Annotated in this window: 11 protein-coding genes; 6 read left to right on the forward strand and 5 right to left on the reverse strand. The window is 67.2% G+C overall.

Going from position 1 to position 13303, the window contains the following annotated elements:
- The first annotated feature begins 77 nt into the window (after positions 1 to 77).
- Complete coding sequence (gene smc / locus EGM87_RS13500) at positions 78 to 3521, forward strand: chromosome segregation protein SMC (protein WP_137710162.1); 3444 nt, start codon at positions 78 to 80, stop codon at positions 3519 to 3521.
- A 57-nt stretch (positions 3522 to 3578) separates the two neighbouring features.
- Here the strand turns inward: smc and EGM87_RS13505 are convergent, their stop codons facing one another.
- Entirely contained in the window at positions 3579 to 5036 is a 1458-nt protein-coding gene (locus EGM87_RS13505; RefSeq protein WP_137710161.1) for a phospholipase D-like domain-containing protein, read from the reverse strand.
- Positions 5033 to 5935 carry a 4-hydroxybenzoate octaprenyltransferase gene (gene ubiA, locus EGM87_RS13510; RefSeq protein ID WP_137710457.1) on the reverse strand — a complete coding sequence of 301 codons (903 nt, stop codon included), beginning with the start codon at positions 5933 to 5935 and terminating at the stop codon, positions 5033 to 5035. Before ubiA ends, EGM87_RS13505 begins: the two co-directional genes overlap by 4 nt.
- 121 nt (positions 5936 to 6056) lie before the next feature.
- On the opposite strand from ubiA, the gene EGM87_RS13515 reads away from it, so the two are divergent.
- Both EGM87_RS13515 and EGM87_RS13520 read left to right on the forward strand, forming a co-directional pair.
- A complete protein-coding gene (locus EGM87_RS13515; protein ID WP_137710160.1) occupies positions 6057 to 6803 on the forward strand; it encodes a 16S rRNA (uracil(1498)-N(3))-methyltransferase in 747 nt (248 codons plus the stop codon).
- 115 nt (positions 6804 to 6918) lie between these two features.
- Positions 6919 to 8292, forward strand: coding sequence for a glutamate--cysteine ligase (locus tag EGM87_RS13520; RefSeq protein ID WP_103000972.1), 1374 nt, complete (start codon positions 6919 to 6921; stop codon positions 8290 to 8292).
- Positions 8293 to 8388: 96 nt separating this feature from the next.
- On the opposite strand, the gene EGM87_RS13525 is transcribed toward EGM87_RS13520, so the two are convergent.
- From EGM87_RS13525 to EGM87_RS13535, 3 genes are all read right to left on the reverse strand, one after another.
- Entirely contained in the window at positions 8389 to 9684 is a 1296-nt protein-coding gene (locus EGM87_RS13525) for a methyltransferase family protein (protein WP_137710159.1), read from the reverse strand.
- Positions 9685 to 9786: 102 nt separating this feature from the next.
- Positions 9787 to 10413, reverse strand: a complete 627-nt coding sequence (locus EGM87_RS13530) for a DUF1345 domain-containing protein (RefSeq protein WP_137710158.1) — start codon at positions 10411 to 10413, stop codon at positions 9787 to 9789.
- A gap of 41 nt (positions 10414 to 10454) precedes the next feature.
- Positions 10455 to 11030, reverse strand: a complete 576-nt coding sequence (locus EGM87_RS13535) for a peptidase S14 (RefSeq protein ID WP_025550553.1) — start codon at positions 11028 to 11030, stop codon at positions 10455 to 10457.
- Between the two features lie 140 nt (positions 11031 to 11170).
- On the opposite strand from EGM87_RS13535, the gene ruvA reads away from it, so the two are divergent.
- From ruvA to ruvB, 3 genes are all read left to right on the forward strand, one after another.
- Positions 11171 to 11779: a Holliday junction branch migration protein RuvA gene (gene ruvA / locus EGM87_RS13540; RefSeq protein ID WP_044660449.1), complete on the forward strand. Its 609-nt coding sequence runs from the start codon at positions 11171 to 11173 to the stop codon at positions 11777 to 11779.
- Positions 11780 to 11878: 99 nt separating this feature from the next.
- Positions 11879 to 12205, forward strand: coding sequence for a GIY-YIG nuclease family protein (locus EGM87_RS13545; RefSeq protein WP_137710456.1), 327 nt, complete (start codon positions 11879 to 11881; stop codon positions 12203 to 12205).
- A 58-nt stretch (positions 12206 to 12263) separates the two neighbouring features.
- Positions 12264 to 13283: a Holliday junction branch migration DNA helicase RuvB gene (gene ruvB / locus EGM87_RS13550; RefSeq protein ID WP_044660451.1), complete on the forward strand. Its 1020-nt coding sequence runs from the start codon at positions 12264 to 12266 to the stop codon at positions 13281 to 13283.
- Positions 13284 to 13303: the final 20 nt, after the last annotated feature.

The raw sequence follows: 13303 nt of genomic DNA on the forward strand, positions 1-13303 counted from the left end.
GACAAGGGGGGGCTGACATCGTCGGTCCGGCTTCCTGCTGATGGCGGGGCGGCTCCGCGCTGCCCCGATCTTGCACGATGCAGATAAAGCGCCTCAAGCTATCCGGCTTCAAGAGCTTCGTCGACCCGACGGAGCTGCGCATCGAACCCGGCCTGACCGGCATTGTCGGGCCCAATGGCTGCGGCAAGTCGAACCTGCTGGAGGCGATCCGCTGGGTCATGGGCGAATCCAGCGCCAAGTCGATGCGCGGCGGCGGCATGGAGGATGTGATCTTCGCGGGCACCTCCACCCGCCCGCAGCGCGATTTCGCGGAAGTCTCGCTGCTCACCATCCAGGAACAGGGCGAGCTGTTCAATGCGGTGGAAGTCGGTACGGACGGGGAACTGGAAGTCACCCGCCGGATCGAGCGCGGGGCGGGCAGCGCCTATCGCGCCAATGGCCGCGACGTCCGGGCGAAGGACGTGTCGCTGATCTTCGCGGACGCCGCCACCGGCCCGCATAGCCCCGCTCTGGTCAGCCAGGGGCGCATCGCCGCCGTGATCGCCGCCCGCCCGCAGGAACGCCGCGCCATGCTGGAGGAAGCGGCGGGCATTTCCGGCCTGCACGTCCGGCGCAAGGACGCCGAACAGAAGCTGCGCGCCGCCGAAGCGAATCTGATGCGGCTGGACGAAATCCTGTCCGACATGGACGCCCGCGCCAACAGCCTGCGGCGTCAGGCCAAGGCGGCGGAGCGCTATATCCGCCTGTCGGAGCAGATCCGCATTGCCGAGGCGCGGGTGATCTTCGCCCGCTGGCGCGAGGCCGCCGCCAGCGCGGATGCCGCCCGTGCCGAAGCCAAGCAGGCCGAAAGCGCCGTCGCCGCCGCGCAGGAGGCGCAGCAGGCCGCAGCCGTCCATGCCAATGCCGCCGTCGAAACGCTTGCGCAAAGACGCGCCGCCGCCCAGGCCGCCCGCGACGCCTCGAGCGAAGCAGGCCACAAGCTCGCCGCGCTGCGCACCGAGCGCGACGGCGTGGTCCGCCGCCTCCACGACCTCGCCCAGCAGGCCGCACGGCTGGAAGAGGACAGGGAGCGGGAAGGCACGCTCGCCAACGACGCGGCGGAGGCCATTGCCCGCCTTGCTGGCGAGATCGCCGCGCTCAAGGCGCGCATCGCCGAAACCGAAGCGATGCGTCCGGATTTCGCCGGGCGCATCGCCCGCGCGGAGGATACCGCCCGCGACGCCGAACTCGATCTTGCCAAGGCGATGGCGAAGCAGGCGGGCGAGCAGGCGGAACTGCGCGTGGCAGAGGCTGCGCTGGCCGCTGCGCGCACCCGCCTCGACCGCGCCTCCCGCGAGGCGCAGCGGCTGGAAGCCGAAGCCGCCGCGCTGCCCGACCCAGCGCCGCTGGAAGGCAAAAGGGCCGAAGCGATCGCGGCCCAGCAGCAGGCCGGCACGGACCGCGACGCCGCCGACGCCGCGATCCGCTCCGCCGAGACCAGCCGTGCCGAAGCGGCCGAGGCACGTGCCGCCGCCGAAGCCGCCCTGTCCTCCGCCCGCGCCACCCTTGCCGCGCTCGACAGCGAAGCCGCTGCGCTCCAGCGCGCCGTCGACAGCGGCACAGGCAACCGCAGCCGCGCGCTCGACCGGCTGAAGGCGGCGCCCGGCTATGAACGCGCGCTCGCGGCGGCGCTGGGGGACGATCTGGAAGCGCCCATCGCGACCGAAGGCAAGCGGCGCTGGGCCGGCGCCGCCGCGCTCGCCGGCGACCCGCCCTTGCCCGAAGGCTGCGCCGCCCTCTCCGCCCATGTCACCGCCCCGCCCGAACTCGCCCGCCGTCTGGCGCAGGTCGCGGTCGCGGACGGCGACGAAGGCCAGGTCCTTGCGGTCGGCCAGCGTCTCGTCACCAGGGACGGACAGCTTCGCCGCTGGGACGGCTATGTCGCCATCGAGGGTGGCGCCGCCGCCGCCGAACGGCTGATCCGGCTCAACCGCCTCGAAGCCATTGCCGCCGCCCGGCCTGCCGCCGAAGCCGAGGTCGAGACGGCCCGCGCCGCGCAGGACGCCGCCTCGATGCGCGAGCGGGATGCGGCCCAGACGCTGGCCGCCGGCCGCACCCAGCTTGCGGATGCGGACCAGCGGCTGCGCACCGCCCTGCGGGCCGCCGATGAAGCCGCCACCGCGCTCGAACGGCTGATCGGGCGCCGCGAGGCGATAGAGGAGCGGTTGAGCGAAGCCCGCAGCGACCTAGCCGCAGCGCAGGCCGAGCATGACAAGGCGCAGGCCGGCCGCGCCGCCATGCCCGATGGGGAGGAGACCCGCGCCCAGGTCGCCACGCTGCAACAGGCGAGCGAGAAGGCACGGCTCGCCGTCAGCCAGCTGCAGGCCGATCAGGCGCTGGCCGATCGCGCGCTCGCCAGCGACCGCGAACGCATGGCCGCCGCCGATGCGGAGGCCAGGGGGTGGCGCGCCCGTGCCGGCGAAGCGGCCAAGCGCATCGCCGCCATGGTCGAGCGGGGCGAGGGCATAGCGAAGGAACGGGCCGAGATCGCGGACCAGCCGGACGGTCTGGCCGCCGCCATCGCCATGTTGAGCGAGCAGGGCGACACATTGACGCAGGCCGCGGACGCCGCCCGCCGCGAGGAAAGCGAAGCCGAAGCCGCGCTCCGCGCCGCCGAACAGCGCGCGGCGCAGGCGGGCGAAGCGCTCGCCAACGCCCGCGAAGCCCGCGCCACCGCCGCCGCGCGTGCCGAGGCGGCGGATGAGAAGCGGGTCGAAACCAACCGCCTCTCCGGTGAACGCTTCGAGTGCCCGCCGCCGGTCCTGCCGGAGAAACTGGGTTTCGCCAGCGCCGACATCCGCATCGCCCAGAGCGAGCAGGCTGAGCATGACCGGCTCGTCACCGAACGCGAGCGCATCGGCCCGGTCAACCTCGTCGCCGCGCAGGAACTGGAGGAGCTGGAGGCCACGCAGGCCAACAGCCGCGCCGAAAGCGAGGAACTGACCCAGGCGATCAACCGCCTGCGCGGCTCCATCGGCAGTTTGAACAGGGAGGGGCGGCAGCGCCTGCTCGCCGCGTTCGAGGCGGTGGACGGCCATTTCCGCCGCCTGTTCACCACCCTGTTCAACGGCGGCCAGGCGCATCTGGAACTGATCGACAGCGACGATCCGCTGGAAGCGGGGCTGGAGATCATGGCCCAGCCGCCGGGCAAGAAGCTCGCCGCCTTGACGCTCCTTTCCGGCGGCGAGCAGGCGCTGACCGCCGTCGCCCTGATCTTCGGGCTGTTCCTGACGAACCCCGCGCCGATCTGCGTCCTGGATGAAGTCGACGCGCCGCTGGACGACGCCAATGTCGAGCGTTTCTGCGACCTGCTCGACGCCATGGTGGGGCAGACCGACACGCGATACCTGATCGTCAGCCATAATGCGGTGACGATGGCGCGCATGCACCGGCTGTTCGGCGTAACGATGGTGGAACGGGGCGTCAGTCGGCTGGTTTCGGTCAATCTGGGCGGCGCGGAGGCGCTTCTGGCGGCGGAATAGCTGATCCTATTTTCGTAACCGTCATTCCCGCGGAATCGGAAATGACGGAAAAGAGAGCTACCCCCCCTCCATCCATCCCCGCATCCGGCGGAAAAGTCCGCGCTCCGTGATCGGCTCCAGCATCTCGCCCGGTCCTTCCGGATCGAGCACCTCATGATCCGCCAGCCAGGCCTGCACGTCGTTCAGGTCAGGCGTCACATAGGGCCGCAAGGTCCGTCCCGGCCTGTCGCGCAGCTGTTCGATGGCCGCGATCAGCCCACGCTCGGCAATCACCGCCGCCACGCGCTCGACCGGCAGGTCGAGATGCTCCGCGACCAGATCGTCGCGAATGCCCCGGATCGCATCCTCGCGCCCCGCATTGGCGGGCAGCGCGGAATCGATCGTCACGTCGCATTCGGTGTCCAGCCGCATCGACCGGTTGTTCATGTTGGACGACCCGACGCGCAGCACCCGGTCGTCGACGATCAGTATCTTGGCATGGACATAGATCGGCTCCCCCCGCGCGGTGAAGGGATGATAGAGCCGGAACCGGCCATGGACATCCCGAGCCTTCAGCGCCTCGAATAGCCGCGCGCGGGCCGTGTCCATCGCCTGCTGCTCCAGCCAGCCATCGGCCTGTTCCGGGTTGACGATGACGATTTCCGGCCCGTTATCCTCCGCCAGCCGCGCCGCAATCGCCTCGGCAATGCGGCGGGAGGCGAAATATTGACTCTCCGCGTAGATATACCGCCGCGCCGACGCGATCTGGTTCACATAGAGCCGCTCGATCTCGATCAGCGGCTCCTGATCCTCCATCTCCGGCGCAGAGCGGGATATGGCGATGTCGACATCCTCGAACTGCACCGGCAACGCATCGGGCCAGCAATCCTGCTCGCCCTCGACCGGCGCCAGTTCCCCGCCGCCCGCACCCGTCCACCGCGCCCGCGCATGCTGGCCCAGCGCCGCGGCCACGGGTCCCTGCAAGGCGGTCGTCGCGTCATGCCAGGGGCCATAGGGCGAGCCGTCCGGGTGCCGCCGCCATGGCTCCTCATCACGGTGATGCCGCGTGTCCCAGCGGTCGGCCGTCATGTCGATCCCGCCGCAAAAGGCGAAGCAATCGTCGATCACCACGATCTTCTGATGGTGGGAGGCGGCGGTCGGATGATGGCTGTCCAGCTTCACGGTGATGCGCGAATTGGCCATCCAGCGGACCGTGGTGAACAGGTTGGACGGACGCACCATGGACTTCATCGCCCCGACATCCCAGCGCAGCAGGAATATCTCCAGTTCCGGGGTCCGCTCCACCAGCCAGCTTATGAAATCCCCGATCACCGTGGGCGCGCCGTCGCTCGCCTCATCCTCCCGGATCAGCGTGATCGCGGCATCGAAGTCCCAGCCGATCAGCATGATCCGCTGCTTCGCCTTCATCATCGCGGCGCGGGCATGGCGGAAATAGGCATCCGCATCGATGATCACGCTGGCCTTCAGCGCCCGCGCGATCCGCCAGCAATCCTCTCCCTCGCGCGGACCGTTCATGCGCTTCCCACCACCAGACAGCCCAGGAACATCAACAGCCCCGCAAAGCGATTGGAGCGGAATTTGGCCAAGGGATCGATGCCGTCCTCCTTCAACGTCGCGACCTGCCATCCCAGATGCGCCGCCATCGGCAGCAACGCCGCCAAAGCCAGACCCTGCGGCCGGACCTGCCAGATCGCGCCGCCCCACAGCGCCAGCGCGAGCGCATAGCACAGCGCCACGCCCGCCCGCACATGCCTGCCCATGGACAGGGCGCTCGACCCGATGCCGATCAGCGCGTCGTCCTCCCGATCCTGCAAGGCGTAGATGGTGTCATAGCCCACCACCCAGACGATGCAGCCGCCATAGAGCAACAATCCCGGCAGGGCGAGGGTTCCCGCCACCTCGCTCCACCCGACCAGCGCGGCCCAGGAAAAGACCAGCCCCAGCCAGATTTGCGGCCAGCCGGTGATCCGCTTCATGAAGGGATAGGCCGCCACCAGCGCCAGCGAGCCCAAGGCGACGATCTGCGCATATGGATGCAGTTGGAGCAGCACCGCCAGCCCGACCAGGCAGAGGGACAGCAGCCATATCCACGCCGTCCCCAGCGACACCGCTCCACTCGCGAGCGGGCGCGACGCGGTGCGCGCCACCTGCCGGTCGAGGTCGCGGTCGACGATGTCGTTGAACACGCATCCCGCGCCCCGCATGGCGATGCTGCCCAGCAACAGCCAGAGGATCAGCGGCCAGTGCGCCCACGCGCCCCCCGCCAGCGCCACCGCCCAGGCCCCCGGCCAGAACAGCAGCCACCAGCCGATCGGCCTGTCGAACCGCGCCAGCAAGGCAAGCGCGCGGGGAATGTCCGGCAATCGCGCCACCAATCCGCGCGCTTCGCTGTCGGGAACGATGCTACTTGCCACACTCACTCCGTTCGCCCTGTTTGACCGAGTCCCTTGCCTCGTTCAAATGTCGAAGGGCTCACTTGCTCTTTAGAGAAGAAAAGGGCTTCGACAAGCTCAGCCCGAACGGAGTTCGAACCGAATGACCGCAACCCCCGCCTGGCCGCCGCAAAGCGCCCCGCGCCTCCATGTCGAAACCCCGCTTGGCGAGGGCGTTTCCGTGCCCGTCGACGGCAACCCGGCCCATTACCTCATCAGCGTCATGCGGGTGAAGCCGGACGACATCGTCCTGCTGTTCGACGGCCGCTCGGGCGAATGGGCGGCCCGGGCCCGCGACATCCGCCGGCGCGCCCTGGTGCTGGAGGTCGTCAGCCAGACCAGGCCGCCGGAGGACGTCCCCGATTTCTGGCTCTGCTGCGCGCCGATCAGGAAGGGCCGCATCGACCTGATCGCGGAAAAGGCCTGCGAACTGGGGGTGGCGCGGCTGCAACCCGTGCTTACCCGCCGCGCCGTGGTGGACCGGCTCAATCTGGATCGCCTGCACGCCCATCTGGTGGAGGCGGCCGAACAATGCGGCCGCACCGCGCTTCCCGACCTTGGGGAGATGGTGAAGCTCGACGCGCTGCTTCGGGATTGGCGCGACGATCGCTGGCTTTTCTTCGCGGACGAGACCGGCGGCGAACCGCTGGCCGATACGCTCAAGGCCCATCCCGGCCCCGCGGCCTTCCTGATCGGCCCCGAGGGCGGCTTCGACCCCGCCGAACGCGAAGCGATCCGCGCGCACCGCCAATCCGTGGCCGTCTCGCTCGGCCCCCGCATCCTGCGCGCCGAAACCGCCGCCATCGCCGCGACGACTGCATGGATGACGATCAACGGGGACTGGCGATAAGGGTGTCCCAACATCGTTTTCTTCCGCAACCGGATTGAAGCCGTCATCAACGCAGCTTATTTGAGCGCCGAACGTTGCGGCTTTGACGCAACCGGGGGAAAGATTAAGGCGGGGCATGAGCACCAGAACCGACTCAGGGGGGACCGATCCCATCATCGAGAGCCGCGACCAGTTGATCGCGGCCTTCGCCAAGGGCGCCAAGCCCAAGGATCGCTGGCGCATCGGCACGGAGCATGAGAAATTCGTCTATGCCAAGGCGGATTTCCATGCGCCCAGCTATGATGAGCGCGGCGGCATCCACACGTTGCTGATCGGCCTTACCCGCTATGGCTGGAACCCGGTGTTCGAGGGGGAGAATATCATCGCCCTCTCCGGCACCGACGGCACCATCAGCCTGGAACCGGCGGGGCAGCTCGAACTGTCGGGCGCGCCGCTGGAAAATCTGCACCAGACCTGCGCGGAGACCAGCCGGCACCTGGAACAGGTCAAATATGTCGGCGACATGCTGGGCCTGGGTTTCCTGGGCCTGGGCATGTGGCCGGACAAGACGCGCGAAGAACTACCCATCATGCCCAAGGGCCGCTACGACATCATGCTGCGCCACATGCCGCGCGTCGGCACGATGGGCCTGGACATGATGCTGCGCACCTGCACCATCCAGACCAACCTCGACTATGGCAGCGAGGCGGACATGGTGAAGAAGTTCCGCGTCTCGCTGGCCCTGCAACCTCTGGCGACCGCCTTGTTCGCCAATTCGCCCTTCACCGAAGGCAAGCCCAACGGCTTCCTCTCCTATCGCAGCCATATCTGGTCGGACACCGACCCCGGCCGCACCGGCATGCTGCCCTTCGTGTTCGAGGACGGCTTCGGCTATGAACGCTATGCCGACTATGCGCTCGATGTGCCGATGTATTTCGTCTATCGCGACGGCCGCTATATCGACGCGGCGGGCCAGAGCTTCCGCGACTTCCTGAACGGCGAACTGCCCGCCCTGCCCGGCGAGAAGCCGACCGAGAAGGACTGGGAGGATCATCTTTCCACCGCCTTCCCGGAGGTGCGAATGAAGAGCTTCCTCGAAATGCGCGGCGCGGACGGCGGGCCGTGGAACCGCATCTGCGCGCTGCCGGCGCTGTGGGTCGGGCTGCTCTATGACGAGGGCGCGCTGGACGCCGCCTGGGATCTGGTCAAGGACTGGAGCATGGAGGAACGGCAGGTTCTGCGCGATTCCGTGCCGAAACTGGCGCTGGATGCACCCATCGGCGGCAAGCGCAAGCTGCGCGACATAGCGGGCGAAGTGCTCGACATCGCCCGCAGCGGCCTTTCCGCCCGCGCCCGGCTCAATGCGTCGGGCGACAATGAAAGCGGCTTCCTCGCCCCGCTGGACGAGATCGTGGCGTCGGGCCGGACCCATGCCGAACGCCTCCTCGCCCGCTATCATGAGGAATGGAAGGGCGACCTCAGCCAAATCTACGCTGAAGAAAGCTTCTAGGTGGGATCGACGGGATGCTGGAGGGCGACGGCATCCCCCATTCGTCATGCTGAATTCGTTCAGCATGACGGGCCTTCGAATGCAGGAAACGAACAGCTATTCGGCAGGCTGAACCGCGCTCAAAGGCTTCCGCCCCGCTGCCCACGCAAAAAAGCGCGGCACTACACCATTGCGCGCCATCCACTCGCTATAGGCCCGATATTCCGGATCGGCGCCCAAATGCGCTTCCTCGGTCTTCGCGCGCCAATAATAGACCGCGTTGGTCACGCCCAGCAGCGCGCAGTTCCGCACCGCATCGGTCAAACTCCCTGACAGGCTCAAAAAAGGCAGGGCTGAAAACCACCAGAACAGATTCTTCGACAGATAGGCCGGATGCCGCGTCCAGCGATAGGGGCCATGCGTCAGAATGCCCCGATGCGTCAGGTTGGAAAAGCGCAGCCCGAATGCCACCGTCGCCCAGGCGTAGATGGCCGTCAGCAATACCAGCCATCCGCCCAGCAGCCATTGCAGGACGCCATGCCCCCGCGTCCAGACATCCCATTCCGCCCCGCCCGCATGATAATCGAGCGGGCCGCCATTGCCCATCAGCACGAAGGGTGGATAGCAGATCAGCGCCGCCACCCACCCGGCCAGCAGCGGATTGGCGGTGCGGATATGCGAATCCAGCGGCTTGCAGGTCAGCATATAGCCGACCGTCGCCATGCAGACGTCGATCATGAACATGACCGCGATCAGGAAGCTTGCCAGAGCCACCGGATGGCTGACCGCATCCTCGATCCGCCATTCGACCACGCTGGCGAAATTGCCGGGCACGATCGACAGCATGAAGGCAAGGAAGAAGCCCTTCACCGCCCAGGCCCGGGCATGATGGGCGACTTCGGCCCTGTCCGCAGCGCCGGCGGCCCCGCCGATCACCCATTGACCGAAGGCATAGCCTGCGTCCCTGGGCTCGACCAGCCGCCGGTCCAGCCAGATCACATAGGGCACCGATGCCGCCAGCAGCCAGGGCGCCGCGCCCATCAGCACATTCATGGAAAGGCGATAATCCCCGCTCCAGTACCAGCGGGCGATGCAATAGAAGACCGCTATGGCAAGCCATGTCGCCCACAGGCCGGCGATCTTGACGATGCTGACATCCAGCACCGCCCGCCACGGCCGCGCAGGCGCGGTCCAGTCGATCCCCGTCGATGCGCGGCGATGCACCTTGTCGACCAGCAGCGACCACGACACCATCGGCAGGCCGCAGGCGACGACCGCGGCAAAACCCGCGTTCGGCCCGTTCATCCCATAATGGCGCGCGACCAGCGTCCAAAGCCCCAGCCCGACCAGCCCGGCCACGCCAACACCGTGGCTGACGGCGGACTTCGGACAGGGATCGGCTTTGTCGCTCATGCCGCGGACCTAGCGGAAATTGGTAAACAACCCCCGAAGGTCGGAAGGGGGGAATGTCCGCATCTGGCCACATCCCGAACGCCCGCTTTAAAACCCGTCGGTTCAGATGCCGCCCAGCACATTGATGGTGAACGCCAATATGCCCAGGTTGAACAGGAATGCCGCGAGGCAATGGAACAGCGCCGCCTGCCGCATGCCCCGGCTGGTCACCGACACGTCGGATGTCTGGAAAGTCATCCCCAAGGTGAAGGCGAAATAGAGGAAATCCCAATAGCCCGGCTCCTGCATGTCGGGAAAATCAAGCCCGCCGCTGTCGCCGCCCCTGCCATCGCCCAGATAGAAGATATGCGCATAGTGCATCGCATAGACGAGATTGGAAAACAGCCAGGCCAGCGCCAATGTCGCCAGCAGCAGCGCGACCGCCGCCTTGCTCGGCCCGCCATGCTGGCTGACCGCCACGCCGACGGCGACCAGGATCACCACCGACACGATCCCGGTCAGCAGCAGCATCAACTGCCGGTTCGCGTCATTATCCGCCGCCTTGCGCCGCATCGCGTCCGCATCGGAATCCAGCAGCGGCCAGACCGACAGGATGAACGCCAGCGCCGCCAGGTCGAACCCTGCCATCACCGCCTCATGCCAGCGCAGCACCAGGCCGAACGGCGCCATGCTGGCCAGCAGGGCCAGGAACATGCCATAACGCCAGGGAAATATCCGGGATCGGTTCATGGGCGCATCAAAGGCATAATCCGCGCCCTGCACAAGACGCTTTATATCACCGCCGCGATCAGCCCCAGCGCCTGCGCTTCGTTCGCCTCCAGATACCAGTTTTCCGGCGCGCGGTTCAGCAGTTCCTCCATGGAAACCTGCGATCCCAGGATCAGGTTCGCAAAGCCCTCATTCTGGATCGCGATCGACGCCTCTATCTCATGCAGCGTCGCCTTGAGCGAGGCGATGCAGGTCGACAGCGGCCCTTCCAGATGGATGTCCCGGGTAATGATCCGCTCATGGATCATCAGCCGCGTGCCCCGCGCCAGATAGCGGTTTTCCGCCGCGAAGAAGCTCATGAAGGTCACGCCCGCCGAATAGACCGCCGTCTTGCCCAGGAAAACCAGCCGCCGGTCAGGATAGAGATCGGAATGGAAGCGTATATCCTCCCCCATCATCCGGGCGATTTCCGGGTCGCCGCCCAGGGTGGCGATCTCCACCACCACCAGCCCCTGCTGCGGCGCGGACGAAAGGCAATTGCGGAAATGCAGATACATGCCATGGTCGACATAGCCCGACAGCATGATCGCGGGAAATTCGAAATCCTTGGGGCCCAGCAATGGCGCCTGAATCGACATGAAAAACGGCTCCTTCCTTCGCCCCTCGCCGGCTGCTCTACGCGCGGGCCGGCAAATGGTGCCTTTGCTCCGTCGGTTTTTAGCTGGCGCCCTGCCGGAGACGCCCCTAAAGAACAGACCATGACCAAAGGGCGGGGCGCATGATCGCGAAACTGAAAGGGCGGCTGGACAGCACGGGCCTGGACCATGCCATCATCGATGTGGGCGGCGTCGGCTATCTGGTCGGCGCCTCCTCCCGCACCCTGTCGGCGCTGGGGCCGGTGGGGGAAGCGGTGACGGTCCATACCGAAATGCTGGTGTCGGACGATGCGATCCGCCTGGTCGGCTTCGCCCGGGCGGAGGAGCGCGACTGGTTCCGCCTGCTGACCGGTGTGCAGGGCGTGGGTTCCCGCGTGGCGCTGGCCATACTTTCAGCGCTGGAACCGGCGGAACTGCACCGCGCCGTCGCGACCGGCGACAAGGCGATGATCGCCCGCGCCAACGGCGTCGGCCCCAAGCTGGCCCAGCGCATCGCCAATGAGCTGAAGGACAAGATCGGCGCCGTGCCCACGCCGGCCGGCGGGATCGGCGGCGGGTTCGCCCCGCTGCCGACCGGCGGCCACAGCGCCGATGCGATCTCCGCGCTGCAGAATCTGGGCTTCAAGCCCGCCGAAGCCAGCACCGCCGTCGCTGCGGCGGAAGAGGAACTGGGCGAGGGCGCGTCGCTGGACGCGCTGGTCCGCCTGGCGCTCAGGAAAGCGGCGAAATGATGCGCCTCCCCCTCCCCACCCGTCATGCTGAACTCGTTTGGCTTGCGCCGACCTTCGGTTCAGCATCCATCAGGCCTCTCGCACCGAAGGGAGGAGACGATGAAAGAACCGTGCGTCTATATCCTGGCCCGTCAGCCTTATGGCACGCTGTATATCGGGGTGACGTCGAATCTGCCTGGGCGGCTGCATCAACACCGCACGAACGGCATCCCGGGTTTCACCGGGAGATATGCCGTCCACAGTCTCGTCCGTTTCGAAATGTGCGAAACGATGGAACAAGCTATCAACCGGGAAAAGCAGCTCAAGCGCTGGCATCGGCAGTGGAAGATCAATCTGATCGAGTCCGAAAATCCGCGGTGGATCGACCTGGCTCCGGGCCTTGGTTTATCGCCTCTCCATCCGAACCAGCGGCACGATGGATGCTGAACCGAAGGTCGGCGCAAGTCAAACAAGTTCAGCATGACGGTTGGGGTGAGTGTCGCGCATGAGCGAGGATCGCCTGATCTCCTCCACCCGCCGGGTCGAGGATGCCGACGCCGCGCTGCGGCCCAAATCGCTTGCCGAATTCATCGGCCAGCAGGGGGCGCGGGAAAATCTGCGTATCTTCATCGAGGCCGCCCGGGGCCGCGGCGAGGCGCTGGATCATGTGCTGTTCTTCGGCCCGCCCGGCCTTGGCAAGACGACGCTGGCGCAGATCGTCGCCCGCGAAATGGGCGTGGGGTTCCGCGCCACATCCGGCCCTGTGATCGCCAAGTCGGGCGATCTGGCCGCGCTGCTCACCAATCTGGATGAGGGCGACGTCCTCTTCGTGGACGAGATCCATCGGCTCAACCCCGCGGTCGAGGAAGTGCTCTACCCCGCCATGGAGGACCGGGCGCTCGACCTGATGATCGGGGAAGGCCCCTCCGCCCGGTCTGTGCGGATCGACCTGCCGCCCTTCACCCTGGTGGGCGCAACCACGCGGCAGGGCTTGCTGACGACGCCCCTGCGCGACCGCTTCGGCATTCCGGTGCGGCTGCAATTCTATACCGTCGATGAGCTGGAACTGGTGGTGCGCCGCGCGGCCCGGCTGCTGGACCTTGCCATCACTTCCGACGGCGCGGTGGAGATCGCCCGGCGTTCCCGGGGCACGCCGCGCATCGCCGGACGGCTGCTGCGGCGGGTGCGCGACTTCGCCAATGTGGCGGGCGCCCCGGCCGTGGATGCGAAGGTGGCCGATGCCGCGCTGACCCGGCTGGATGTCGACCATCTCGGCCTCGACCTGATGGACCGCCGTTACCTGACCATGATCGCTGACATCTATCGCGGCGGGCCGGTGGGAGTGGAAACGCTCGCGGCAGGCCTCTCCGAAGCGCGCGATACGATCGAGGAAGTGATCGAGCCTTATCTGATCCAGCTCGGCCTGATCGCCCGCACTGCGCGGGGACGCTGCCTCAACGGGCCGGGCTGGAAGCATCTGGGACTCAATCCGCCCTCCAATGTCCAGGATGGCTTGTTCGATTAGGATCGGCAGGTTCCTTCGAC

It is taken from the genome of Sphingobium sp. RSMS, from assembly GCF_005406185.4.
GTDB lineage: Bacteria > Pseudomonadota > Alphaproteobacteria > Sphingomonadales > Sphingomonadaceae > Sphingobium > Sphingobium fuliginis.

Coding starts and splice junctions, on each gene's coding strand:
- smc (WP_137710162.1), top strand. CDS start 78: ATGCAGATAAAGCGCCTCAAGCTATCCGGCTTCAAGAGCTTCGTCGAC.
- EGM87_RS13505 (WP_137710161.1), bottom strand. CDS start 5,036: ATGAACGGTCCGCGCGAGGGAGAGGATTGCTGGCGGATCGCGCGGGCG.
- EGM87_RS13515 (WP_137710160.1), top strand. CDS start 6,057: ATGACCGCAACCCCCGCCTGGCCGCCGCAAAGCGCCCCGCGCCTCCAT.
- EGM87_RS13520 (WP_103000972.1), top strand. CDS start 6,919: ATGAGCACCAGAACCGACTCAGGGGGGACCGATCCCATCATCGAGAGC.
- EGM87_RS13525 (WP_137710159.1), bottom strand. CDS start 9,684: ATGAGCGACAAAGCCGATCCCTGTCCGAAGTCCGCCGTCAGCCACGGT.
- EGM87_RS13530 (WP_137710158.1), bottom strand. CDS start 10,413: ATGAACCGATCCCGGATATTTCCCTGGCGTTATGGCATGTTCCTGGCC.
- EGM87_RS13535 (WP_025550553.1), bottom strand. CDS start 11,030: ATGTCGATTCAGGCGCCATTGCTGGGCCCCAAGGATTTCGAATTTCCC.
- ruvA (WP_044660449.1), top strand. CDS start 11,171: ATGATCGCGAAACTGAAAGGGCGGCTGGACAGCACGGGCCTGGACCAT.
- EGM87_RS13545 (WP_137710456.1), top strand. CDS start 11,879: ATGAAAGAACCGTGCGTCTATATCCTGGCCCGTCAGCCTTATGGCACG.
- ruvB (WP_044660451.1), top strand. CDS start 12,264: ATGAGCGAGGATCGCCTGATCTCCTCCACCCGCCGGGTCGAGGATGCC.